Annotated in this window: 19 protein-coding genes; 14 read left to right on the forward strand and 5 right to left on the reverse strand. The window is 40.7% G+C overall.

What is annotated here, in order from left to right:
* Positions 1-185 precede the first annotated feature (185 nt).
* The 12 genes from GXP67_RS32240 (at position 186) to GXP67_RS32295 (ending at position 17,525) form a co-directional block, all read left to right on the forward strand.
* Positions 186-3,779, forward strand: a complete 3,594-nt coding sequence (locus GXP67_RS32240; protein WP_162446920.1) for a carboxypeptidase-like regulatory domain-containing protein — start codon at positions 186-188, stop codon at positions 3,777-3,779.
* Positions 3,780-4,215: 436 nt separating this feature from the next.
* Positions 4,216-5,583, forward strand: a complete 1,368-nt coding sequence (locus GXP67_RS32245) for a sensor histidine kinase (RefSeq protein ID WP_162446921.1) — start codon at positions 4,216-4,218, stop codon at positions 5,581-5,583.
* A 196-nt stretch (positions 5,584-5,779) separates the two neighbouring features.
* Positions 5,780-6,382, forward strand: coding sequence for a Cj0371 family chemotaxis-regulating polar lipoprotein (locus GXP67_RS32250; protein ID WP_162446922.1), 603 nt, complete (start codon positions 5,780-5,782; stop codon positions 6,380-6,382).
* Between the two features lie 229 nt (positions 6,383-6,611).
* The gene (locus GXP67_RS32255; protein ID WP_162446923.1) at positions 6,612-7,781 is read left to right on the forward strand and encodes a glutathionylspermidine synthase family protein; all 1,170 of its coding nucleotides are present in this window, start codon (positions 6,612-6,614) and stop codon (positions 7,779-7,781) included.
* A gap of 110 nt (positions 7,782-7,891) precedes the next feature.
* Entirely contained in the window at positions 7,892-10,084 is a 2,193-nt protein-coding gene (locus tag GXP67_RS32260) for a sensor histidine kinase (RefSeq protein ID WP_162446924.1), read from the forward strand.
* 84 nt (positions 10,085-10,168) lie between these two features.
* Positions 10,169-11,071 (forward strand): histone deacetylase family protein, encoded by a 903-nt coding sequence (locus tag GXP67_RS32265; RefSeq protein WP_162446925.1) that lies wholly within the window; start codon positions 10,169-10,171, stop codon positions 11,069-11,071.
* A gap of 156 nt (positions 11,072-11,227) precedes the next feature.
* Positions 11,228-12,253, forward strand: coding sequence for a PorP/SprF family type IX secretion system membrane protein (locus GXP67_RS32270; protein WP_162446926.1), 1,026 nt, complete (start codon positions 11,228-11,230; stop codon positions 12,251-12,253).
* A 113-nt stretch (positions 12,254-12,366) separates the two neighbouring features.
* Positions 12,367-13,329 carry a nitrilase family protein gene (locus GXP67_RS32275; RefSeq protein WP_162446927.1) on the forward strand — a complete coding sequence of 321 codons (963 nt, stop codon included), beginning with the start codon at positions 12,367-12,369 and terminating at the stop codon, positions 13,327-13,329.
* Between the two features lie 102 nt (positions 13,330-13,431).
* Entirely contained in the window at positions 13,432-13,830 is a 399-nt protein-coding gene (locus tag GXP67_RS32280) for a hypothetical protein (protein ID WP_162446928.1), read from the forward strand.
* A gap of 201 nt (positions 13,831-14,031) precedes the next feature.
* The gene (locus tag GXP67_RS32285; RefSeq protein WP_162446929.1) at positions 14,032-15,207 is read left to right on the forward strand and encodes a galactokinase; all 1,176 of its coding nucleotides are present in this window, start codon (positions 14,032-14,034) and stop codon (positions 15,205-15,207) included.
* 111 nt (positions 15,208-15,318) lie between these two features.
* Complete coding sequence (locus GXP67_RS32290) at positions 15,319-16,365, forward strand: UDP-glucose--hexose-1-phosphate uridylyltransferase (RefSeq protein ID WP_162446930.1); 1,047 nt, start codon at positions 15,319-15,321, stop codon at positions 16,363-16,365.
* A 266-nt stretch (positions 16,366-16,631) separates the two neighbouring features.
* The gene (locus GXP67_RS32295) at positions 16,632-17,525 is read left to right on the forward strand and encodes a transposase (protein ID WP_162446931.1); all 894 of its coding nucleotides are present in this window, start codon (positions 16,632-16,634) and stop codon (positions 17,523-17,525) included.
* Between the two features lie 391 nt (positions 17,526-17,916).
* On the opposite strand, the gene GXP67_RS32300 is transcribed toward GXP67_RS32295, so the two are convergent.
* Positions 17,917-19,560: an ABC-F family ATP-binding cassette domain-containing protein gene (locus tag GXP67_RS32300; protein WP_162446932.1), complete on the reverse strand. Its 1,644-nt coding sequence runs from the start codon at positions 19,558-19,560 to the stop codon at positions 17,917-17,919.
* A gap of 413 nt (positions 19,561-19,973) precedes the next feature.
* Between GXP67_RS32300 and GXP67_RS32305 the strand changes: the two genes are divergently transcribed.
* Both GXP67_RS32305 and GXP67_RS32310 read left to right on the forward strand, forming a co-directional pair.
* Positions 19,974-20,321 carry a hypothetical protein gene (locus tag GXP67_RS32305; RefSeq protein ID WP_162446933.1) on the forward strand — a complete coding sequence of 116 codons (348 nt, stop codon included), beginning with the start codon at positions 19,974-19,976 and terminating at the stop codon, positions 20,319-20,321.
* Between the two features lie 182 nt (positions 20,322-20,503).
* The gene (locus tag GXP67_RS32310) at positions 20,504-20,998 is read left to right on the forward strand and encodes a hypothetical protein (RefSeq protein WP_162446934.1); all 495 of its coding nucleotides are present in this window, start codon (positions 20,504-20,506) and stop codon (positions 20,996-20,998) included.
* Between the two features lie 4 nt (positions 20,999-21,002).
* Here the strand turns inward: GXP67_RS32310 and GXP67_RS32315 are convergent, their stop codons facing one another.
* The 4 genes from GXP67_RS32315 to GXP67_RS32330 all read right to left on the reverse strand — a co-directional run bounded on the left by GXP67_RS32315 (position 21,003) and on the right by GXP67_RS32330 (position 25,214).
* Positions 21,003-21,569: a hypothetical protein gene (locus GXP67_RS32315; RefSeq protein ID WP_162446935.1), complete on the reverse strand. Its 567-nt coding sequence runs from the start codon at positions 21,567-21,569 to the stop codon at positions 21,003-21,005.
* A 134-nt stretch (positions 21,570-21,703) separates the two neighbouring features.
* Entirely contained in the window at positions 21,704-22,408 is a 705-nt protein-coding gene (locus GXP67_RS32320) for an OmpA family protein (RefSeq protein ID WP_162446936.1), read from the reverse strand.
* A gap of 215 nt (positions 22,409-22,623) precedes the next feature.
* Entirely contained in the window at positions 22,624-23,163 is a 540-nt protein-coding gene (locus tag GXP67_RS32325; RefSeq protein WP_162446937.1) for a YfiR family protein, read from the reverse strand.
* 11 nt (positions 23,164-23,174) lie between these two features.
* A complete protein-coding gene (locus GXP67_RS32330; protein WP_162446938.1) occupies positions 23,175-25,214 on the reverse strand; it encodes a TonB-dependent receptor plug domain-containing protein in 2,040 nt (679 codons plus the stop codon).
* Positions 25,215-25,364 lie beyond the last annotated feature (150 nt).

Consider the following 25,364-nt stretch of genomic DNA (forward strand, 5'->3'; position numbering starts at 1 on the left):
AATGCATTCAATAATTTACCAGGCGCTTATCTTTGAAAAAACAGATAAATAGTATAAAAATGCAATGGATTTAGTAGATTTATATATTATCCGTTTAAGGAGAAGCTGGGCATTTGCGTATGTATCTTTCTAATAAATTTAATATACTACTATTCCCTTTTGGATTAATAAGTGTCATACTAGGTTTGATACTCCATCAGCCTGCTATTGTGTACGGAAATTCACCTTCATTTACAGGTAGTTCAGCGCATGAAATCTTTGTTGTCAGTGATTCACTCCCTATTAACAAAGTTAGGATTACCGGTATTATCACTAGCTCGGAAAAAGGAGTGCCAGTTCCGTTTGCCAATGTGTTTCTGGTAAATACTATGCTAGGCGATGTTACGGACGACAAAGGTGCCTTTGAGATTAGAAATGTACCGCTGGGTACCTTTGAATTAATGGTATCGTATGTTGGATTTATTGCCCAGAAAAAAACAATCCAGGTGGATGAGGAGAAGGATCTGGTTGTAAATATTATTTTGGAGCCTGATCAGCAAAAACTGGCGGAAGTAGAAGTAAAAAGCGAACGGGATAAAGAGTGGCAGAAACAATATAATCGTTTTGAAAAGCATTTTCTGGGCGGAACCACCAATGCATCACAATGTACGATTCTCAATCCATGGGTGGTTAATTTTTCTCCAGGTGAAAAGAATACCCAATTTAAAGCGTCAGCAACAGCGCCCCTGGAAATTGTAAATAAAGCCTTAGGATATAAACTCTGGTTCTTTCTCAAACGATTTGAAGCAGAAGGAAATCAGGGGTTGTTTGTGGGAGAAACCAAATTCGAAGAAATTACGCCGACTAATTCCAAAGAAAAGGAACGTTGGGAAAAGAACCGGCAAAAGGCGTATGCAGGCTCTATCCGCCATTTTTTAAGATCACTGGTTCGGAATACCTGGCGGGAAGAGGGTTTTCTGGCCTATTCGGTAACAAATGATCAGCAATCGATGATCCGGAGTACATACTCTTTCCTCTACAATGAAGTAGGCAGGAATTTAACTGTACTCAAACCTGATGAAGTTATTTTTCCGGGCAGAATGCCTTTTGAGCGTAAACTGCGGTTTCCAGGCAAGATTGAGATTATTTATACCAAAGAAACGGTGATAGGCTCTCCCTACAAAGATGTGCCGCATCCGGTTACCAGAATCAAAATGATCGACCCTATTATTGATTTCACTACTGAAGGACGGGTATACAATCCTACTTCTTTTGAAGTAACGGGTGCCTTAGCCTTAGAAGGAGTGGCCGATATGCTTCCTCTGGAGTATACACCAATCAATGAAGAAACAGGAACGGGAGATACACTTGCAAACCCTACTACTATTTCTCAAAAGCTTGAAAATATCACCAGCCGGTTTGCGAAAGCAACCAGCTGGCGGAACCAGCAAAAAGCATATGTGCACACAGATAAACCATTTTATGTGAATGGCGAAACCATCTGGCTGAGTTCCTATCTGGTAGAAAGTACCCTGCATACGCTTGCTGCCGGCGACCAGGTTTTATATATTAACTTACTGTCGGCACAACACAAATTGGTGCAACAACTCATTCTCCCGTTATTTGCCGGAAGGGCAACTGGGTCATTAGTATTGCCGGATACGTTGTCTGCTGGAAATTACCAGCTGATGGCCTATACCAGTTATATGCGCAATTTCGAACCAGATTATCTGTTTCATACAACTATTCCAGTGTTTGATATTAAGCAAAATAATAACCTCGTCACATCCACTCCCCAGGCTTCGCTTTCCCGCCCGGATCTACAGTTTTTTCCGGAAGGAGGCCATCTGGTAGCAGGAATCACCAGTAAACTGGCATTTAAAGCCGTAAGGCCAGATGGAAAAAGCATGATCGTGAAAGGCCGGATCATCGATAATAACGGTAACCGGCTGATGTCTTTTGAAAGCAATGCCATGGGAATGGGTAAATTTAATTTTAAACCGGAAGCTGGGAAATCATACCAGGCAGAATGTACAATTGGTGAAGCTACCATTATGTATAGGCTGCCGGCCGTTGAGGAGGAGGGGTATGTAATGTCTCTGGATGAAATGGGTAGCGGTAAGGTCCGACTGAAACTGCTTGCCTCTGCTCCATTTGCCCAGGAAAATTATATGGTAATAGCACAAAGCAGAGGTGCCATTCAACAGAGCATACAGGGTAGATATCAGAATGGGGTTTCGTTTCTGGAGTTTCCAGTGTTCAATTTACCCAATGGCATTTGCCAGCTTACTTTATTTAATAGCCAGGGAATGCCTGTGTGTGAACGGCTTGTGTTCATCAATAATGTTTCGCAATACCTGAAAGTACAAGTACAACCGCAAGCGCTTACTTTTGAGCCCAGAGAACAAGCTTCGCTAAAAGTTATTGTCACCAATCAGGCTGGCGAACCGGTAAGAACATCCTTTTCCTTGTCTGTAACCGATGCCGGCCAGATAGTAAAAGGCGATCAGGAAACCAGTATCCTGACCTATCTGCTGCTTCAGTCAGATCTGAAAGGAAACATCGAATCACCGGGTAATTATTTTAAAGACCGGTCTGATTCTACCAGGGAAGCACTGGATATACTCATGATGACTCAGGGCTGGCGCAGGTTCAACTGGAATGATATTATAGCAGGCAGACAGAAAAATATTGAGTATCCTATTGAAAAAGGGGTAGAGATCAATGGGAAAGTTGTAACGCCCGATAGAAGAGCCAGGCCCATTCCCCAGACTAAGATTACCCTTGTCTCTAAGGATTCGTTAAGCCTCCCGGCCTTATATGCTTATTCCGATCCGGAAGGAAAATTCAGTATTAAAAATGTTCCTATAAAAGCAGGCGCAAAGATTGCCTTTCAGTTAAGTAGTACCAGAGGCAAAACAGTGGAAGGGAAGGTGATACTTGCTGATGATACGGCAAGCTATATAGCTCCTCCTGAACTTGCATTCCCTGTAACCTATAGTGTACCAGAAGTTTACCTGTCGAAAGCGGTCCAACGCAAGGAAATCGAGAATGCCTATTCTTTCAATAATGGGAAGGAAAGAGTGTTAAGCGAAGTAGTGGTGAAGAGTAAAAGATTGCCATCACAAAACAGTGATGCGAGTATTACCAGGCTGCATAGTTCTGCAGATGCAGTGATTGTAATAGACGATAAATTTCCTATATATGCTACTATTTACCAGATGATTGCCGGAAGAGTAGCCGGGGTAAATGTGCAGGGAACCAGGGTCACAATCAGAGGAATTGGTACGTTTAATTCTGGCACCCAGCCTTTATATATTGTAGATGGGATGCCCTTATCTTCTGTTTCTGCCACCGATTCAACCTCAGGCGGCCAGGGTGATGATCCCTTAAGTTTCATTAATCCCAGAGATGTGGCCAGAATAGAAGTATTAAAAAATGCAGGAAATACAGGCATTTATGGCGTTAGAGGGGCAAATGGCGTAATTGCAATATTTACAAAACGAGGGTATTCTCCGCCAGCAACACCGGTTGCACCAGAACTGGAAACTTTTATATCGCCCGGCTATTCTGCTGTGCGGGAATTTTATGCGCCTATGTATGATGTACAGCAGGAGGAACATGCCAGACCGGATAAACGGGCCACTTTATTCTGGCTTCCCGATATGCTGACAGATGAAAACGGCCAGGCAGAAGTGCGTTTTTATTTATCGGATGATTCTAAAAGTTTCCAGGTTGTATTGGAAGGAATCAGCGCTTCCGGGCAACCAGCCAGCCATAGACAAGTGTTTGGAAAATAAAAATTATAGATAAAATTTGTGATGGTTTCCTCCTGTAAATTTAACAAATACTTTACTTTGAATCGCTTCAAGTATATATTGTAGTTTAATGAGATTTTTCACTCATTATTAGTAGTTTACAATAATAAATTCCTTGTTGATATTAACCTGTTCAATATATTTTTAGCAGGCTCTCCCGATGCCTGTTATGTGCAAAACCCAATACCTTGATAGAGCAGCTGAGACTTGTTTAGAAAACGTCATTTTAGTTTTACAAAAAATCAGTTTAGTTTTACACGCAAGTTGCTGATGATTTTGATATAAACCAGAAATTCAATTCTGGAATTACCTGGTACACACCCTTAACCTTTGTAAGACTGATTATCAATCAGATATTTAGTAAATTTTTTCTTGCTGACATGCTACAGCGCAGCTTATTCTTTTTGTTTTCTCATTAATGAAAAAAGTTTTTGATTATTTTCTGGAGCACTACCAGAATGAATCGTTGTCGGTGTATAAAAAAACCAGGGTACTCATTAAAGCAAGTATTACAAGTGTACTGGTTCTTTTGCCCATCATCTTAATGCACTGCTTTTCTCATGGTCCGGCACTACTGATCGGTTCTGATATATTGTTCATTGGGCTGATGCTTTTTCCATTATTCCTGATCCGTCAGAAAAAATTCGAAGCTGCTGCCAACATCATCATGTTGGGTGTATCTTTATCCATTATTCTGCAAAATCCATTTAATGACCTGACTTCTAATGTAGTACATCCCTACAACCGATGCCTGGAAACGGCTATTTTGTTTATTGCCAGTATTGTACTAGTGGCCTTGTTTGCCTATAAAAAGTATCAGCTGGTGATGCTGGTAAGTACCGGAATTGTTGCAACCGTCAGCCACTATTTTATACTTATCCATAGACATTACCAGAGTCAACATTCTCAGCAGTCCATTATTTTCATCGTCACTTTTGTTTTTATCATGTTTCTGGCTGGTCTGTTATCCAGATTTATGATGAATATGTACAGCGATCTGATCTGGATTGTAGAAAAAGAAGCCCAAAAAGTAAAATTGTATAACCAGAACCTGGAGCAGAAAGTAGCCGAACGGACCAGGGAATTAAAAATTCAAAATGAAGAACTCAAAAAAGTAAACAGCGAACTCGACCGTTTTGTATATAGTGTATCCCATGACCTGAGGGCTCCTTTGCTTTCAACCCAGGGACTTATCAATATCCTGCAAATGGAAACCGATGAGTCGAAAAAAGGGCAATACCTGGCCTTGATGAACAAAAGCATTCAGAAACTGGATGGATTTATACAAGAGATCATTCATCTGTCGAGAAATACCAGGCTGGAAATACAGAAAGATTATATTGATTTTCAAAAGCTGGTGCAGAATGTATTGCAGGAGCATGCGTATATGGATAATGCCGGAAAAATTGAATACATTACGCAGGTAAATCAACCAACTGCCTTTGTATCGGATTATAAACGCCTGGAAGTAGTGCTTAATAATGTGGTTTCAAATGCCATCCGCTATGCCAATATGTATCATTCCGACCCATTTGTAAAAATTGTAGTCGATGTAAAGCCTGACAAGGCATTAATTGAAGTAACAGATAACGGGCAAGGAATTGGCAGGGAACACATCAGTAAAGTATTTGATATGTTTTACCGGGCCACTGCCAACAAAGCTGGATCAGGTTTAGGATTATATATTGTGAAGGAAACAATTCAAAAGCTGAATGGCAGCATTGATCTTACTTCGGAGCCTGGTTGCGGCACCTCCTTTTATATTCAGGTGCCTTCAGTGAGCTAAGAAAATGATGATGTTAGAAGATAGTTTTTGGCCGGACTTACAAGACTAAAAATTCAACTTATTTCTGTTATAATTGGTTTAAATTGTGTAACTGCGATTGTATGCAAACGTTTTCAGCGTTTTTGTATCTGTCTGTAGGTTACCATTCGTATACATACACATTAAGTGATACTTCATCTTAAATAGATACAAAATTATGGTACCGAAGCGAAAAGGGGCAATTATACGCAAGATCAAAGATATTACATTGAGTAGTACTTTAAGCCTGGGTTTACTGGCCGGCACAGGGTTTATGCAAAGCTGTGGTAATAGCAATGCAGAGCAGGAGGAATATGAAGTTGTATTCACAAAAGGAATGCGGACCCATATTCAGGAGACGGAGAAAGGCGTATTTAAAATTACAGACGAACAGGTAGTGGGAGAAGGGGAGTCGAGGGCCATTGTTACTTTTCTGAATGGACAAACTGATACACTTACTTTAGATCAGGCCAAACGTATTGTCGAAACACAGGCTGATAATAAGGATTGGGAAAATGACAACCAGCAAACCTATAATACCGGTGGTTATCATGGCGGGGGCTTAGGTAATGTACTCATGTATGGTGCGCTGGGGTATTATTTAGGACGTTCGATGAACAGCCGCCCCAATCCGGGCTTTTATGCCAGTCCGGATGTATATAGCCGTGCCCAGCAGCATACCACTGTGGTACAAGGTTCCAGGGTGAACAAGCCGGTAAATGCCAGCCGTGGTTATTTTGGAACAAAAAGTGGCAGTAGTTCCAGAAGTGTAGGTGCTTAAAAATAATTACGAATTACGAATTACGAATTACGAATTACGAATTACGAATTACGAATTACGAATTACGAATTACGAATTACGAATTACGAATTACGAATTACGTTTCTTTAGAAGCTTATTTTAACAATGAGTGATTGCGTATTTGTTTTATAATTTAGTCCATAATCTGGCTAGTCAAGCCTTGCAATCCTTTAATCTGTATAATCCTGGTTCCAGACAAATTTTCTCCATGATCAAACTTAAATCATTGAATATTACGCCGGAAGAACAATTGCGACGGCTGGGATGGGAATGGATGCTGGGGATTGATACCTTGCCTTACATTACAAGGGAAGTTGTATTGCTTCGTAAAGAAGAAGCGGAGGCATACGCGAAAGCAGTTGAACAATTGTATGAAATGTTTGTGGAGGCCGGTCAGTTTGTAATAGATCATAATCTTTTCGAAGCTCTCAATATTCCTCAGAATTTGATTGAACTCATCCGGCTTACCTGGGAAGATGACCGGAACCTGCACTTATATGGCCGTTTTGACCTGAGTGGAGGTGCCAGCGGACAACCAATCAAACTGATCGAGTTTAATGCCGATACAGCAACTTGTATACCTGAAACAGCGGTTGTACAATGGGCTCATCTGAAAAGCAATAACCTGGACGATTCGATGCAGTTTAACACTTTGTTTGAATCTCTCACCGGTAATTTCCGACGGTTAAAAACTGCCAATCCGGAGTTAGCGCCCACTTTATTGATTTCGGCTTTGCGGGATAATCCGGAAGATGATACCAATGTAACGGTGATTGGAGAAGCCGCCAGAGAAGCAGGTTTTGAAGTGGCTTACCGCCATATTGATGAAGTGGATTTTTCGCCGGAAGAAGGGATTTTCACAGAAGATGAAAAAGGAGGCTTTTCTCAATACAGTTTCTGGTTTAAACTCGTACCCTGGGAATACATTGCCTACGATGAACCCCAGCTGGCTGGTATTCTCACCCAGATAGTAAAAAACCGGAAAGCAGTTATAATTAATCCGGCTTATACCTTATTATTCCAATCCAAGGGTATTCTGAAAGTAATATGGGACTTGTATCCGTATCATCCGTTATTGCTGGAAACCGATGACAAACCTCTGGCTTATAAATCCTATGTAGAAAAGGTCATGTTTGGTAGGGAAGGGGCAAACATTCGTATTGTAGATAGTAGTGGTAAGGTTTTACATGAAAAAGATGGGGAATATGGAGAGTATGGAAAAATTTACCAGGAATTTACGGAATTTTTACAGGATGCTTCCGGCCATTTTTATCAGGCTGGCGTTTTCTTTGCCTATGAAGCCTGTGCCTTAGGTTTCCGGAGGGGCGGACAGATCATCAACAATACAGCTCAGTTTACCGGGCACCTGATTGATTAAAAATTCATAACTGACATATGTACCGTATGACCCTAAAAACTACGGTGCTACCAGAAAGAATTCCCTACTTTGAACGGTCAATCCATCCTTAACTGGCCTCTGTCCCGTTCATGAAATTATTACTGGTAACTGCTTTCCTGTGCTGGCTGACTTTATCGCTTTATGCCTCTCCAGTAGATACTTTTCTGGTGTCTACTACGGATACGAAAGAATACCATGATTTGACTCCCTATATTCAAGCAGTAAATGACCCAAAAGGTGTTCTTTCCATTAGTACTATGAGGGCGAAAGATTTTGTTGGTTCATTTAAACCTCTGAACGATCCTGGTATTAATGTTAAATCACCGGTTCATTGGCTGCATTTTTATATTCAAAATCCTGATACCCTCTCACATACTGTTTACATTAGTTTTACTTTTACCGATTTTATAGAATTTTACATCCGGCATGAAAATGGAGCAGGTCTGATGAAAAAATCAGGCGATCTGGTGCCATTCCATGAAAGGGATGTGAAAGTGGGACAGATGGTATTTATTGATGTGCCAGTTCCGCCACAATCTGTTATAGCCTGTTATGCCCGCTTGGAGAGCTCTACTGACATCTCCCAGCAATCCCGGTCTTTGGCGCTTAAATCCATCAAGCTCTATTCTGAAGCAAGTTTTGATAAACGGTTCGATGTAACCAACCGGATTTACCAGGCACTGTTCTATGGGGCTATGCTGATTATGCTGTTTTATAATCTGTTTATTTTTATCACCCTTAAAGACAGCAGTTACTTGTATTATGTATGTTATACATTAGCCGTGGGTGTTTTTTTTTCTTCTAACAGTGGATATATATTTGAATTATTTCTACCAGAGTATCCCCGTACCGATTTATATGTGCGTTTTTTGTCAACGCCAGTGCTGCTTTTTTTCTACCTGCTATTTAGTAGAAAATATCTGAAAACGGCCAACACTGCCCCGGTTCTGAATAAAGCGATTACTTTATTACTGTTTCTTTTTCCGGTTGTGTTTATCCTTATGATGTTAGGGTACTGGACACTGGGCAGAAGTGCCAGTATTATTGGAGCTATTATTTCGTTCGTTTTTATATTATTTGCAGCCATCAGCAGCGTGAGAAAAGGTTATACACCAGCACTATTCTTTCTAGTGGCGAATATATTGTTATTAGTTGGAGGCGCAGTATATGCATCACAGCGGTTTTTTGCCGTAGAACAAAGTCCCATTACACAGTATAGTGTACAGATTGCCTCGGTGCTGGAAGTGGTATTATTTTCCTTCGGTCTGGCGGCACGTATCAATTTGATGCAGAAAGAGATCACTGATAAAACGATCGAAAATGAACGGCTGGAAAAAGTGAAAGAAAGAGCCTTAAAAAGCCTTATTGAAGAAAAGAATCAGGAGCTCGAACAAAAGGTAAAGGAAAGAACGGCACAGATTCATCAACAGAAAGAAGAGATCACCACTCAGAACGATTACCTGACTCAAAGTTATAAACAACTCGAACAAGCCCAGCAAACCATTGAAAAACAGAATAAAAAACTTTCTCTGGTAAATGTCCGCCTGGAAAAAACGGTACGCGAGCGGACAAAAGAATTGAAACAGACAAATACTGATTTGCTGAAAGCAAACCGGGAACTGGATATATTTATTTACCGTACAGCGCATGATATTAAAGGGCCATTGGCCAGACTTATCGGCCTGAGCCAGGTGGCTTTACTGGATGTACAGGAGCAACAGGCCATTGAATACCTCAATAAATTGAATTTTGAAGCCAATTACCTGAATTATTTACTTAACCGGCTTTCGGTAATCCATGAAATTACGCATGCCGAAGTAAGGTTTGAACCAATAGATTTTCAGGAACTGATGATTTCTGTGATAGGAAAACTACATCAGGTTTCCGGCTTTGATCAGGTGCAGATCCATATATCAGTTGGTGCAGCGATTTGCATAGACTCAGACCATTCTATTCTTTCGTTTATTCTGCGGAACCTGATTGAAAACGCCATACAATTCCGGAAACCAGACGCAGCCGCCTCTTTTATCACGGTTGAAGTAAAGCACCAAGAAATGCTGATAATCATACAGGTAACGGATAATGGCATTGGCATTTCTCCAATAGATACACCTACGATTTTTGATCTGTTCAGCCGGGCAGCGGGTAAACATAAAAAGGCTGGCATGGGTTTACATATGACAAAGCTCAGCGTAGAAAAGCTAAAGGGAAATATCTCTTTACTGCCTCATCCTTCAGGTTTTACCCAGTTTCAGGTAAGTTTGCCGGTAAAGAATGCGTGAGTGAAAATTACAGAATTACATTTATTACTCACTCATGCAGACCTTCAGTAATATCTACTCAATCACTCAAACGCTCAATTACCTATGATCCGGATTGCCTATTCTGACCGATATTTATTGAATTTGCCCGGTGATCATAAGTTTCCCATTCAGAAGTACGCACTCATTAAAGATCAGTTATTGTATGAAGGCACCATCACAGAAGATAATTTGTACGACGCCGGTATATGTACCGATGAACAGGTGCTGGCGGTGCATACAGAGGAATACTGGTACAAAGTGAAAAACCTGCTTCTTAATGAACATGAAATCCGGAGAATTGGCCTTCCCTTAAACCAGCGGCTGGTAGAAAGGTCTTTAAGCAGCAGTTGTGGTACACTGAAAGCAGCAGATTATGCGTTAGATAATAAAATCAGCTTTAATATTGCTGGCGGTACCCATCATGCGTTTACCTATAAAGGAGAAGGTTTTTGTGTGTTGAATGATATGGCTATTGCCGCTTGCTGGCTTATGAAAACGCAGGGAGTGAAACGGATACTGATTATAGATCTGGATGTACACCAGGGAAATGGTACGGCAGAAATTTTCCGGAACGAGCCCAATGTTTTTACCTTCAGTATGCATGGAAAAGATAATTATCCCCTGAAAAAAGAAGTATCAGACCTCGATATTGCCTTACCCAGTTATATGAATGACGACGCCTATTTAAGCATTCTTGCTGAGCAACTACCAAAATTATTTGATAGCCATAAACCAGATTTTGTCTTTTATCAGGCAGGGGTAGATGTACTGGCAACTGATAAGCTGGGAAAACTATCGCTCACCAGGCAAGGTTGCCGTAAACGGGATGAATTAGTGTTTGACTATTGCCTGAAACTACGTATTCCGGTGGCAGTTACGATGGGAGGGGGTTATTCAGAACGGATGGCTGATATTGTAGAAGCCCATTGTAATACGTTCCGGACGGCTTTTGCGATGCTGGAGTAAAATAATTAGGATTTGAGAGGAAAAATCTGTATTCTTTTAATATTTTGAGAGCATACTTAAATATTGCGGTTTTTTTATAATTTTAGACCTTATGCCTCGCTACAATAAAAACGGGGTTTGAGCGTAACATACAAACATTCTTTACTCTTCCGGTTCATGTTAAAATACCTTTTTGTTGCCCTTTGCATTTGCAGCTTTATATTTCCGGTGCAGGCGCAGGACCCGCAGTATTCCCAGTTTTATGCCGCTCCTTTATATTTAAATCCTGCTTTTGCCGGGTCGGCGCTGGCACCAAGATTTACAGCCAATTACCGCTATCAGTGGCCGGCCTTGGATGCGAACTATATGACGTATGCAGCCAGTTTTGATTATTATTTCTCCAAAGTGAACAGTGGGGTAGGATTGGTAGTAAACCACGACAGGCAGGGAATAGGCGGATTGCGGTCTACAGATGTTGGGGCGCAGTATTCGTATCGCCTGCAATTGTCAGATAATTTGTTTTTTCAGCCAGGGTTTCAGCTTTCCTATGTAATGCGCAATATTAATTTCTTTGACCTCAGCTTTGGCGATCAGTTTAATCCGATTACCGGGGAATTTTCGAATCCTACGGGAGAAAGATTTGATGATGGGGCTATGATCAATTACCTGGATTTTTCAACCGGAGCTTTAGTGTATACAGAACAATTCTGGATCGGTGTTTCCGGCCATCACCTCAACCGCCCCAATCAGTCTTTAATCGGTAATACCAGCCGCTTGCCCATAAAAGCTACTATTCATGCTGGTTTTAAAATTCCTCTGGATGAATCTTCTAAACGTGGACTGGCTCAGGACGTAAATGCACCGGAACGCAGTATTACACCGGCTATTTTATACAAAATGCAGGGCAAATTCGATCAGCTGGATGTAGGTATGTACTTCACGCTGGAGCCTGTTGTGTTTGGCTTATGGTACCGGGGGTTACCCATCAAACGGTATGAAGTTGGCCTGAATAACCATGATGCTGCTATTTTTATGGTAGGGTATACACATAATAATATGTCTGTGGGTTATAGCTACGACCTGACAGTTTCCAGGCTGGGTGTGGCCACCGGTGGGTCTCATGAGATTTCCTTCAGATATGTATTTGCCTCTCCCGAAGAACGGAAAAAGTTTGCCAAAAAAATTCCTTGCCCTAAATTCTGATTGGAAGGAAGAAGCTGGATCGTAGAAGTTGGAATAAAATTGAACCACTATTCTTACTTTTATATTCCAACTTATGTTGTCTAACCTCCCATTTATACATAACACAAACCATCATGGAAGATATACGAATTGCTACGGCTCAGTTTGAAAACAAGAGCGGAGATAAAGAATATAACCTGAATAAAATACGTGAACTTTCAGCCAAAGCAAGGCAGCAGGGCGCGCAGGTAGTGGCTTTTCATGAATGTTCGGTTACCGGCTATACTTTTGCCAGGCGTCTTTCCAAAGACCAGTTATTGAAAGTATCAGAATACATTCCGGAAGGAAAAACAGTAGAAAGGCTCACTGCCATTTCTAAAGAGAATAACATTACTATCCTGGCTGGCTTGTTTGAAAAAGACCACGAGAACAAGATTTATAAATCGTATGTCTGTGTGAATGAAAATGGGCTGGTTGCTAATTACCGCAAGCTCCATCCCTTTATCAATCCACACATTACACCTGGAGACCGGTATGTGGTATTTGACTTATTCGGCTGGAAATGCGGTATCCTGATTTGTTACGATAATAATATCATAGAAAATGTACGGGCTACAGCTTTGCTGGGAGCCGATATTATTTTTATGCCCCATGTTACCATGTGTACGCCTTCTACCAGGCCAGGAGCCGGTTTTGTGGATGCTTCTTTGTGGCGCAACCGGGAAAAAGACCCAACTTCGCTGCGCCTGGAATTCGACAGCATGAAAGGCAGGGGCTGGCTCATGAAATGGCTTCCTGCCAGAGCCTATGATAATGCGATTTATGCTATTTTTTCTAATCCCATTGGCATGGACGATGATCAGCTCAAAAATGGCTGTTCGATGATTCTCGATCCTTTTGGTGATGTGATTTCTGAATGCCGCAGCCTGGGCGACGAAGTGGTTACAGCCTTATGTACAAAAGACAAGCTAACCCAAGCCGGAGGATTCCGTTACCGCAAAGCCAGAAGACCAGAGTTATACCGCGACATTATCGGCCAGCCGCATGTACCTGAGCAAAAAGTAGTCTGGATGAAGCCTTCGGAGATTATGAATTAGAGTACAGCGTAAATTCTACTTATAATGCTGAAAAATCATTCGTGGCTCATGAAAAAAAGGTGGATTATTATTACAAGTACTGCACTTAGTATTCCTTTGCTTATGGCATTTATCAGTTTGCCTAAAGCCTATTTCTTATCTAAGCCGGATTGTAAATCTACATTGAATTTTCCATCTGGAAGCAGTCCAGATTTTTCTTCGCCTGACTATGAGAAAAAGGTGATTGATATACTGGAAACAATGGAACAACATGAATTCAGGTATTTTTTCAAATCCTTTGTTCAGGAAGGAAAAACTACTTATATGATCGTAAATTTCCGAAACCATAAGCAATGCTTTGATGCCAGAATGCGCGTAGATAACTGGGATAAGCTGGCTGGTATGAAACGTACTAATGGATTATCCTATCCGGAAGAATTATATGAAGTGAAATGGCAAATAGGAGATAGGGAAGGTACAAAAGAGCTGGTTTACCTGGATATGCATTCCATCATAGATTAATGTAATTTTATAAATCCTGTAGCCATTCATTACCGGGCATCTTATCTAAGAATAGCTGCTTTTCATTATTGTCTATTATTTTAAGAAATTGAAAATAATCAGCTCAATTAGGGCTTATTTCTTCCTATTTTTTATATTGCGGACCGTTTTATTAACTGTCAGGAATTATATCCGTACAATAATACATCAATTATATCCGCTATGCCAACAGCCACCGCAGAAAGTATTCCAGACCATATTGCATCGCTTTTCAAGAAACAGTTTCACGAAACGCCGCTGATCGTACGTTCACCGGGAAGAGTGAACCTGATTGGAGAACATACAGATTATAACGAAGGATTTGTACTTCCAGCCTCTATTGATAAAGCAGCGTATGTAGCCATTACCCCACGTACCGATGATCAGTTTCACTGGATAGCTGCTGATCTGAAAGATGAGTTGATCGGAGATATTCATTCTTTGCAAAAGTCTTCCAAAGGATGGCCTAATTACCTGATGGGTGTTACCCAGCAATTGCTGAAAGCCGGCCATAAAGTAAAGGGATTTAATTGTGTATTCAGTGGTGATGTGCCCATAGGAGCAGGCATGTCTTCGTCGGCAGCTTTGGAGTGTGCCGTGGCTTTTTCACTCAATGAGTTATTTCATCTGAAAATATCCAAAGTAGATTTAGTAAAACTTTGCCAGAAGGCTGAGAATGAGTTTGTAGGTGTAAAATCGGGCATTATGGACCAGTTCGCCAGCATGTTCGGTAAAAAAGACCATGTAATTAGGCTGGATTGCCGCAGTCTGGAATATGAGTATTTTCCATTCAAAATGCAGGATATCCGCATTGTATTGTGCGATACGCAGGTAAAACATTCACTGGTTACTTCAGAATACAATACACGCCGTGCCCAATGCGAAGCAGGCGTGAAATTACTGCAACAATATGCCCCGGAAATCCAAAGCCTGAGGGATGTTGAACTTTCCTTACTGGAGCAACATCGTATGGAAATGGACCCGGTGGTATATAACCGGTGTTTGTATGTAGTAGAAGAAAACGCCCGTTTGCTGGAAGCTACTGAAGATTTGCAGCGAGGTGATATGGCCTCATTCGGAAACCGCATGTACCTGACACATTATGGACTAAGGGATTTATATGAAGTAAGTTGCCCTGAGCTGGATTTTCTGGTAGAATTTACTGAGAATGAGGAAATTGTATTAGGTTCAAGAATGATGGGCGGAGGCTTTGGAGGCTGTACGATCAATCTGGTGAAAGAAGAGAATATAGATTCATTTTATGATAGGATCACAGCCGCTTATAAAAAAGGCATGAAAAAAGACCTAAAGATATATACCGGTAAAATTGAATCGGGAACCAGCATTATCAGCCAATAAAATTGGCTAGTAGTCATTTGTCATTAGTGAAAAAACGGTATTCCGAGCTAAGTGAGAATGTCGGTAGTTTAAATGATACATTTTTTTGATTTATAACCTGTACAACCATTGATGCAACCTGCCTTCGACCTTCACGAACATTCCCATACCAGACTGAATATATTAACCGGCGAACGGGTGCTGGTATCGCCGCATCGTTCAAAACGACCCTGGCAGGGCAAAGTAGAAGACCTGCCCAAAGATGAACGTCCCGTGTATGATCCCAAATGTTATTTATGTCCAGGCAATGAGAGGGCCGGAGGTGTTAAAAATCCCGATTACAAGCAGACGTTTGTGTTTACCAATGATTTTGCAGCTTTGCAAGCGGATACGCCGGTAGGAGAGTTCAACAAAAATAATTTGCTGCAAGCCAAAAGTGAGTCGGGTATTTGTAAAGTGATTTGTTTTTCGCCCCGTCACGATCTCACGCTGCCATTAATGGATGTTGCTACGATCAGGCAGGTAGTGGATGTATGGGTAGAGCAATACAAAGAATTAGGCAGCCGGCCGGATATCCATTATGTGCAGATTTTTGAGAATAAGGGTGAAATGATGGGTGCCAGCAATCCCCACCCTCATGGCCAAATATGGGCGCAGAGTTCAGTACCAGTAGAAGTGAATAAGGAGACAAGGCAGCAAAAACAGTATTATGAAGCAAATGGAAAAAGTTTGCTATCAGACTACCTGGCGATAGAACTGGAAGAGAAATCAAGGATAGTGGTAGAGAATGAGCATTTTGTAGCCCTGGTTCCTTTCTGGGCCGTCTGGCCGTTCGAAACCCTGCTTATCAGCCGCCGGCATATCGGCAATATTACAGAGATGAACGATTCTGAGAAAAATGCGTTGGCCAATATTCTCAAACGTCTGACTACCAGGTATGATAATCTGTTTACTATTTCATTCCCATATTCTGCTGGTATGCACCAGACTCCAACGGATGGTGGTTTATATCCCGAGTGGCATTGGCATATGCATTTCTATCCGCCATTGCTTCGTTCGGCTACCGTGAAAAAATTTATGGTGGGCTACGAGATGCTGGGCAATCCTCAAAGAGACATTACTCCGGAATCTGCCGCAGACAGGCTAAGAGGTTTGTCAGAAGGGCATTATAAGTTGTAGAAATGGTTGCGTTAAATATCAGGAGTTATTATTGCACATCATCCTTTTTCCATGAAGAATAAATCTTTAAAAATAATTTTTCTTCTTCTTTGGTTTTTATTTGAAACTGATAACTATACTCTTTATTCCTGTAAGTAAAATATATCCAGGTTTCTATTCCTACTTCAAAAACTGCTTGAGAATCTTTCCGATTTGAAGGTATATATTATGCGAATCAGGAGTATAAAATAAAAAAACAGATGTAGAGTAAACAGGGTTTAAGTTTTATGCACGAACTTAAACTAATCCAATTATACTGCTACATCTGTGAAGAGTATAATCAATTTCTGCGTTGGAATGTTCAACGTTTTAGTAAAAATAATTTTGAAGGGCAAATCAGTGATGAAGAAATTCTGACTATTTACCTGTTTTGTTTATGCTATGAAGAAAAATATAAAATCAAATCCATGCATCAGCATATAGAAAAATACTGGCATAGTTGGTTTCCAAACCTGCCTGCTTATCAGACTTTTAATCATAGAATTAATCGTTTGGCAGCCGCTTTTACTTACTTGACCCAAAGACTGACACAGGCTTTTTATTTACCTGCTGACTGCCTTACCATTGTGCTGGGCGATTCCATACCTATTCTTACCTGCTCTCACAAAAGAAGTGGAAAAGTAGCCACCCCATTAACAAACAAAGCCTATTGTGCAACCAAAAACATGCATTATTATGGAGTCAAACTCCATACCTTAGCCTTAAAAAGAGCCCATACCCTGCCTTTCCCCTGCTTTTTAGCTATCACCCCCGCCTCAGTCCATGATTTGACGGCCCTGCGGAGTGTGTTGGAAAAAAGCTATGCCCATATGAGTGTTCTAGATAAAGCCTATTGTGATAAAGAATTACAACAACACATGCTTGCCAAGGGCAATACACTGCTCACGCCAATGAAAGAAAAAAAAGGGATGCCACTCATCGTTAAACAATTTGATCAGGCGTATCAGGATTTAACCAACACTGCCCTTGCTAAAATAAGGCAGCCTATTGAATCTCTTTTTAGTTGGATACAAGAGAAAACTTATATACAAAATGCTTCCAAAGTACGTTCCCAAGAAGGCTTGATGGTGCATGTGTTTGGTCGTTTAGCCGCTGCGCTGATGATGCTTTCCGGATTGTAACCCCTGATTCGCATATATTGTAGCTTTATATTATCAAGTTGGCTTATTTTATAAACAATAGTTAAACTTTTATTTTTGAACCTTACTTTTATTTTTTCAGGGGTAAAAACTATTGCTCCTTTTTTAAAGATAATATAGTTTAGAAGAATTGTCAAAATAAGTATTATTAAGACAAAAGTGATCAGAAAATAATAACCAGGCATTAAAGTTGCAAAGCTTGTTCCAGCAATACCTTTACTACCAAAAGTAAAAGGTGCCATTAAAAGAAACATCCAACCTAATGCATTTCTGATTTTGTTGTAAATGCTTTGATTTTTTTCGTTGATAAGAACTGTTTTAAATTCTAACATGTGATTGAATCATCATGTAAATATGTTGAATGACAAGATAATCATTTCACTGCTTTCCTCTCAATCTCCTTCAGGTTCTCCATTTTCTTATTTCGCAGAAAGCCATTAATATCCTCGAAGTGTTCTTTGATGCGTTTATTGCCGAATTCAAATACCTTATCGGCCAGGCCATCCAGAAAATCCCTGTCGTGGGAAACCAGAATGAGTGTGCCATCAAAAGCTCTGAGGGCATCTTTGAGAATATCTTTGGTTTTGATATCCAGGTGGTTAGTAGGCTCATCCAGGATCAGCAGGTTAACTGGTTGCAGCAGCAGTTTGATCATCGCCAGGCGGGTTTTTTCACCGCCGGAAAGCACTTTTACTTTTTTATCAATTGTATCGCCCCCAAACATAAATGCCCCCAGAATATCTTTGATCTTGGTACGGATTTCTCCCACCGCAATATTATCGATGGTTTGAAAAACGGTAATTTCTTCATCCAGCAAAGAAGCCTGATTCTGGGCAAAATAGCCGATCATGCAATTGTGACCTAGTTGAAGGCGGCCATCAAAATCAATTTCATTCATAATGGCTTTTACCAGCGTAGATTTTCCTTCGCCATTTTTACCAACAAATGCCACTTTTTGTCCGCGCTCGATAGTAAGAGAAGCATCTTTAAAAACCGTATAATCGCCATATTTTTTGGTCATGCTTTCTACAATCACCGGATAGTTGCCAGACCTGGGAGCCGGAGGAAATTTCAGGTTCAAAGCAGAAGTATCTACCTCATCTACTTCAACAATCTCTATTTTCTCCAGCATCTTCACCCTCGACTGTACCTGCAGGGTTTTGGAATAAGTACCCTTAAACCGGTCGATAAATTCCTGTATATCAGCGATCTGTTTTTGCTGGTCGTCAAACTGCTTTTGTTGCTGTTCCCGCCGTTCTTTCCGTAGTTGCAGGTACTGGCTGTAGGTAACTTTGTAGTCATAAATCCGGCCCATCGTGAGTTCAATGGTCCGGTTAGTGATATTATCGACAAAGGCCTTATCATGGGAAATGACAATAACTGCTTTGGCATTGTTCACCAGAAAATCTTCCAGCCACTGAATAGACTCAATATCGAGGTGGTTGGTAGGCTCATCGAGCAAGAGCAGATCCGGTTTCTGGAGCAGAATTTTAGCCAGTTCAATCCGCATACGCCAGCCACCGCTGAATTCGCTGGTAGGCCGGGTAAAATCATTTCTGAGAAAGCCTAAACCTAACAGCGTTTTTTCTACTTCTGCATCGTAATTAATGTCTTCAATGGAATAATATTTTTCGCTCAATTCTGAAACCTGCTCTATAATCTTGTAATACTCCTCCGATTCATAATCGGTACGGGTTTCCAGCGCCAGATTGAGTTCATCCATTTGCTTTTTCATATTTAGAATTTTAGAAAATGCTTTGGATGTTTCCTCAAACACACTGCAATCGTCTTCAGTAAGTAAATGCTGAGGCAGATAGGCGATTATTGCATCTTTCGGTGCAGATATTTTTCCCCTGGTTGGTTTATTTACGCCGGCAATGATCTTTAATAAAGTAGATTTTCCGGCACCGTTTTTACCCATTAGGGCAATACGGTCGTTTTCATTGATATTGAAAGTAATATTGCTAAACAAGATAGAGCCGCTGAATTCTACGGCAATGGCATCAACTGAGATCATGTATGAATAAGGTAAGCTGCAAAGATACAATAAGAACTGTAACAGTAGGGAACCTGATAAGTAGTGTTTTGAGTAGATTTATACTGTTTTATTACAGAAGTAGAGGGCTTTGCAAAAGGATTTATTAATTTTATTGGTGCTTTGGAAGCATCAATTTGTGATTTTCTATCATTTTTAGCAGATTGGCTACTTGTATAGGAATCAATAATGGAAAAGTAATAAATGAAGGAGTACATGCAAATTTGTAAGAAAATTCATAAAACTTTAGTGCCCTTCTGCCAAACCTGTCTTATATTTACCTTCGAAATGCTTTGCAGACAAAAAACCAAAACCTGTAAAGATGTAATAGTAACAAAAACCATTCATAATCCTATCTGTTAAACACATAATACTGAATTTAAGCATATACTTTTATGACAAACAGCGACGAAAAAAAATATACCCAAAATGGCAAAGTGATTAAAATTGTGCCGCTTAAACGGGTAAAAAAATCTGATGCTTCTGATGATACGACAGAGATCAGCAAACCTAAGAGAAGCAAAAAAGCGGAAATCAAAGGGCAGGCAAAGTTTGCTGTAAATGATAAAGTCGCCCTTAAAAATATTCCGGCTGAGTATTCTGGTTCTGGTTTCGCAGAATCTATTGTTACCAAAGTTTTTAAGTCAAGCCACGACCAGTCATACCGGTACTCGATCCGTTCACTTTCCGGCCAGGAACTGGCGTTACTGAAAGAAGAGCAGTTAAAAGTAAGAAAATCTTAAACTGGTCAGTCACAACTGGCCATTATTAATCAGTTTAGAAAAAAACCACAACCCCTCTCAAGAGGGGATTTTTTTGTGTGATGCACAAATAAGGAGAAGTATCAAAAAAGGGATCTAGTGCAGCCAACTTCTTCTGCGTAAATGAAGGTCACGTGTATAGGCTATGAAATGTAAGTCATGAAATGACCAGTAGACAATATTGGAAATCCCTAGATTTTGACTTTGCAGAAACTTACTCACTGTTGAGGGGAGAGACAGGCTTTCATTTTTATAACCAGATTCAGGAGAAATCCAGGAAAGAACCAGATCAAAAGAAGCGGGATGAATTACTAAGTTTATCCATCCGTGGATCGATTGATCTATTAAAACAGCAAGGAATATATCATCCTACCGCTGTTAAAACGAATGTATTTGCCAGGAAGTCCCGGGAAGTAGAACAACTTAGTCAAATCCTGCAAACCGAATTCATAGAGCAATCTTTATGGATGTGTGGCAAAACTTTCAGGGATGCTATCGTTTTTTACAAAGGCGGAAAAATAGTATCCCATATAAATATCTGCCTTTCTTGTCACTGGATAGAAACTTGCAAGGAGGTTTCTATAGATACAGATGATAGGGTATTCCCAAAACTGAGAGAGTTCTTTACAGCCATTGGCCATCCAGTAGCGGAAAATTGATATATTATTCCAGCCGCCGTACCACCAGGGCTTTTACTGTTTCATAAAAGCGGTTAGGGGTAAGGGTGCGCCAGTTATCAATTTCGAGCGTTCCCCCAAAATTAATATAATAGTCGAGATGGAATTTTCTCCATTCATCTTCCACAAACTCCCGGAAATTCACGGCAACAATCCACCCGTCTTCTACTTCTTCAAACCATTCTTCATAGTAACAATCGTCTGATCCATGAAAATTAAGTATATTTTCCCCGATCAGAATATACTGGTTAATGCCTTCTTCTACCAGGTAATCGATTACATTACGTTTAAAATGCATGATGTCGTTATGAAGGGTATCATTCCACTCACCGAACATTTCTATAATAGCAAAACGGCGCTGGTAATCGATATAAAGTATTTTCACATAGAGGGTTTCGGAGCCGATTTCATCCCATAGCGGATGAATATAGTAGCCATAAATATCGTGGGTATACATCTGCATGTTATATTCCCGGCCGTAAAAGGGAGACCTGTCGTCATCAGCGGCTACGTAATAGTTCTCCCAGTTGTAAAAAGGTTCTATTTCGTGCATGTAAGTTTCTTTTCAATACCGTAACAAGCCAAAAATGGCAGTTGTTCCGTAAGCTTGTTAAATTTAAGCTAAGATTTTATGAAATGTACATGTACAGGAATAATAGTCTGGACAATTTCCTCTGAAGCAAGAACTTACTTACCGGTATCAGTAATTAAAAATTCTACCCGGCGGTTCTGATTCCGGCCTTCCTGGCTAGCATTGCTGGTAACCGGCCTGGAACTACCATATCCTTTGGCGGAAAGCCTATGCTTCGCAATTCCTTTTTCTGCCAGATATTCAATAACAGCGTCTGCCCGTAATTGTGATAATTTAACATTGGATTTTTTGTCTCCGGTATTATCTGTATGCCCGCTTACAATGATTTTTAGTTTGGAATTCTGCTCCAGCAGCGAAAGCAATTGATCCAGTTCAGCCGTGGATTCTGGCTTTAGCCTGGCTTTACCAGTTTCAAAATATACATAGCGGAAAACCTGTGTCTGGTTAATATCCGGCTTTGGTGAAGGCTGTTTTTCTGATTCCGAAGCAATGACCGGCTCAGTTTCAAAGATTTTCTGAGGTGATTCCCTTTCCGGAGGTTTATTATTCTTATAGCCTTTGAATCTGTATTTTTTGTTAAAATTAATACTTTCCTGCCGGTTGATGCAAGTTTCGTTCAAACACACGATGGCTGATAACTTAGTATGCACAGGATATCCATAGACATCTCTTCCAAGTTTTATGGTTTTCCTCACGATCCCTTTTTCCTTGGCATCCCAGTGAGTAACGGCTATTGGACGGGTGCAGGAAATATGGATCAGGCACAACAGAAGCAGGCTACCCGGTAAAATTCTATTCATGTAAGCTGGTTTAGAAAACAGTTTTTAATTCTGTTACTCAAACTATATTGTATTGTTTGCTGAATTAAAATATGAAAAAAACCTGTACCGGCAAAAACAGGAGAATAGGGTAGATTATACAGATGTAAGATAGCAAAGTCAGGAGTTGTTCAACTTAAAACAGATAACAACTCCCTGAAAAATAGATTATACCTGCGCTGTTGTAAAAGCATTACTTATTTGTGAGCCAGATTTTTAAGCTCATTAGCTACCTTCAGATTATAAGACATAAAGGCTTTGTCATTAATCTCAAAATGCAGGGAATTATCATCATACACAATAAAGCTGATGCCAGCGCCCCTTTTTACAAGCCCGTCTCGTTCGGTAACGACCAGGGTGGCCTTTCCGGAAATCCGTTCAAGTACTTTGGAAAGATCGCTGCTTTTCTGGTCAGCAAGATAGATCATTTGCGTATTACCTACTTCTTCGGGTGTATTTACCTGATGTACTATAATTTTTTTGCCTGCCACCGTTTTATTCTGCATTAAAGGGAGCAATTCTGCCGCTACCTTCGATTTTCCGACAATAGTTATTTTGAAATCGTCTCTCTGTTCGGTGGGCCATTCAATGTACCTGGTGAAGCTGTATAGAAAAATAGCATATGCCTTATGATTGGTTGTTTGCCCAAAAGACTGCTGCGGTGCAATAATACTCACGCTGCAAAGCAAACACATACTAGTCCAGAACGAAAGAAGGAGTTGTCTGATATTTCTCATAGGTTGGCAGGTTATCTGGCTTGAAAAGAAAAACGATAGGAAAATTTCACTACCAGTTCCCGGCTGCGACCTGGCAAGTAATCTATTTCACTCTGGTAAGCCCGTAACAGAGGTTGCTTCGTATTAAAGATATCATAGATTCCTATGCCGGCATCCAGGCCTTTTATACCCAGGTTGTCATACCCCACATGCAAATTTGCCAGCAGATAAGGAGCAAAACGTTCCAGAACGGCATTTTCTTCTTCATCCAGAGAGGTATATCCATATCGTTCGCTTGAATAGATGAGGGAAGGACTTATCCGGAGATGAGAACCCAGCTGCAGGTTACCATTCGCTGTAACTTTATGAGCCGGAAAAGCCACAAATAAACCAGGTTTGGGTGCTACTCTGTACACATCTACTGTATGTCCGGCCAAAGCCTGGTAAAAGGAATAGCTCAGATTTGCCTGCCATTTTGGTTGCTGAATCTTGTAGATCGCCTCTAACCCTCTGGTGCCTGAACGATCATAATTCTGGTAATTTTCCAGGTAATTTCCGTTATCGAGCAAACTGGAAGTATAAATAATAATATCTCTGGTTTTAATATTATACAGATTTACTGCCAGTATCATATCGGGGGTAAACTGGTAGCCTAATTCAAGTTCTGCCACCTGTGAATGCTCTGGTTTTATACCTGCATCGTAATTGATATTCTCAATGCCTGGTGCCCGGTAAGCATGGCTGTACAAAGCTTTAAAATGAAAGTTGTCGAACCGCTTGGTAATAGCAAACCTTGGCACAAAAGCAGATCCAAAGGCATTGTGTTTGTCGTAGCGGAAACCAAGGGTTATGTTGGCCAGCCGGTGTTTGAGAAGTCCCTGAGCAAATAGGGAGCCTGTCTGGTAAGATACCTCATTTTTGTTTTCACCGAAATAATCTTCGCCAGCTTTGTTACTGGCAAAGTCATAAAAGTATTCTGCTCCGGCAATCAGGTTTATTTTTCGTGAAATGTCGTATGCTGCGGTCAGGTTGGCTTTCGAACGTTGTGTAATGATCTTATAATCATAGGTATTATCCGTATCTCCTAATCCATGTGCCTCCCAGGGATTTTGAATAGTATAAAAAAGGAAAGGAGTGAGGGTGAGTTTCTGATTAAGGCGGATATCATCTTTCAAACTGATGAATAAATTGGAAAAGCCAACCTTATAAAAGGGATGCCCTATGTCGAAACGGTCATACATGGCACGTAATCGGGCATTTTTATACTTGATCCCGGCATTTACATAGGTAGCTTCCTGCTCAGTTGATTTTGTTACATCATATTGTGAGGGCTGGCCTACAGTGGTAAAATCCTGGTAAGGCTGGTCAGTAGAAACAGATTTACCGGAAAAAAAGGAAAAATCAGTAAATACCTGATCGCCTAATTTTTTTCCCACAGAAGCACTTATATTTCTCCGGCCATATCCGCCCTGTAAGATCCCCATACTGCCTGAGGCAGAAACTTCCTCTTCGCCTGCTGCCCCTTTGGTGATAATATTGATTACGCCATATTCAGCGGTACCCCCATAGATGGAAGAACCCGGACCCCGGATGATTTCAATGCGGGAAATCTGATTGAGTGGAAATTTATCGCCGAAAGGCACGCCCTGGTAAAGTGTTTCATTGTATTCTATACCATCTACCAGAACTAATACTTTTCCTTCAATACCCCAGTTTCCACGCATGCTGATCCCTTGCACAAGGTAAATATCTGCTCCAAAATCCAGCCCTGGTACCTGCCTTAATAAGTCTACCAGATCTCTGGCACCCGAATGTTTGATTTCCTCACTGCTGATTACTGAAACAATACCAGGTGTCTCTCTTAAAGAAAGGGCTTTTTTTGAGGAAGCAGCTACATTTTCGTTCAGCTGTTGCTGAAGCACGCTGGCTTCTGTCTGGGCACTCAGGTTTTTAAGATTCTCAAGTGAGATTGCAGCATCGGTGCTGTCTGTCGACTGCGCATAGACAACGTGTGTACAACAGCCCAGCACTAGTGATAATACCTTTATTTTCTTCAGGTAGATTTTTTTCATAGATAAGCACAGGAGTGGAAATGAATAAAGAGACTGATTTTCAGGTGGGTATTTCAACAAAAATAAAATTCTGAAGAAAGCTGGGTATTCATTTTTAACCTATATTCTTACATAGGTAGGTTTAGCTATGGTTCAGCAAAGAACGCAGCA

The organism is Rhodocytophaga rosea (assembly GCF_010119975.1).
Lineage (GTDB): Bacteria > Bacteroidota > Bacteroidia > Cytophagales > 172606-1 > Rhodocytophaga > Rhodocytophaga rosea.

What these genes read in the sequence shown, in the direction of transcription:
- GXP67_RS32245 (WP_162446921.1), top strand. Translation starts at nt 4,216, where the DNA reads ATGAAAAAAGTTTTTGATTATTTTCTGGAGCACTACCAGAATGAATCG.
- GXP67_RS32250 (WP_162446922.1), top strand. Translation starts at nt 5,780, where the DNA reads ATGGTACCGAAGCGAAAAGGGGCAATTATACGCAAGATCAAAGATATT.
- GXP67_RS32255 (WP_162446923.1), top strand. Translation starts at nt 6,612, where the DNA reads ATGATCAAACTTAAATCATTGAATATTACGCCGGAAGAACAATTGCGA.
- GXP67_RS32260 (WP_162446924.1), top strand. Translation starts at nt 7,892, where the DNA reads ATGAAATTATTACTGGTAACTGCTTTCCTGTGCTGGCTGACTTTATCG.
- GXP67_RS32265 (WP_162446925.1), top strand. Translation starts at nt 10,169, where the DNA reads ATGATCCGGATTGCCTATTCTGACCGATATTTATTGAATTTGCCCGGT.
- GXP67_RS32270 (WP_162446926.1), top strand. Translation starts at nt 11,228, where the DNA reads ATGTTAAAATACCTTTTTGTTGCCCTTTGCATTTGCAGCTTTATATTT.
- GXP67_RS32275 (WP_162446927.1), top strand. Translation starts at nt 12,367, where the DNA reads ATGGAAGATATACGAATTGCTACGGCTCAGTTTGAAAACAAGAGCGGA.
- GXP67_RS32280 (WP_162446928.1), top strand. Translation starts at nt 13,432, where the DNA reads ATGGCATTTATCAGTTTGCCTAAAGCCTATTTCTTATCTAAGCCGGAT.
- GXP67_RS32285 (WP_162446929.1), top strand. Translation starts at nt 14,032, where the DNA reads ATGCCAACAGCCACCGCAGAAAGTATTCCAGACCATATTGCATCGCTT.
- GXP67_RS32290 (WP_162446930.1), top strand. Translation starts at nt 15,319, where the DNA reads ATGCAACCTGCCTTCGACCTTCACGAACATTCCCATACCAGACTGAAT.
- GXP67_RS32295 (WP_162446931.1), top strand. Translation starts at nt 16,632, where the DNA reads ATGCACGAACTTAAACTAATCCAATTATACTGCTACATCTGTGAAGAG.
- GXP67_RS32300 (WP_162446932.1), bottom strand. Translation starts at nt 19,560, where the DNA reads ATGATCTCAGTTGATGCCATTGCCGTAGAATTCAGCGGCTCTATCTTG.
- GXP67_RS32305 (WP_162446933.1), top strand. Translation starts at nt 19,974, where the DNA reads ATGACAAACAGCGACGAAAAAAAATATACCCAAAATGGCAAAGTGATT.
- GXP67_RS32310 (WP_162446934.1), top strand. Translation starts at nt 20,504, where the DNA reads ATGACCAGTAGACAATATTGGAAATCCCTAGATTTTGACTTTGCAGAA.
- GXP67_RS32315 (WP_162446935.1), bottom strand. Translation starts at nt 21,569, where the DNA reads ATGCACGAAATAGAACCTTTTTACAACTGGGAGAACTATTACGTAGCC.
- GXP67_RS32320 (WP_162446936.1), bottom strand. Translation starts at nt 22,408, where the DNA reads ATGAATAGAATTTTACCGGGTAGCCTGCTTCTGTTGTGCCTGATCCAT.
- GXP67_RS32325 (WP_162446937.1), bottom strand. Translation starts at nt 23,163, where the DNA reads ATGAGAAATATCAGACAACTCCTTCTTTCGTTCTGGACTAGTATGTGT.
- GXP67_RS32330 (WP_162446938.1), bottom strand. Translation starts at nt 25,214, where the DNA reads ATGAAAAAAATCTACCTGAAGAAAATAAAGGTATTATCACTAGTGCTG.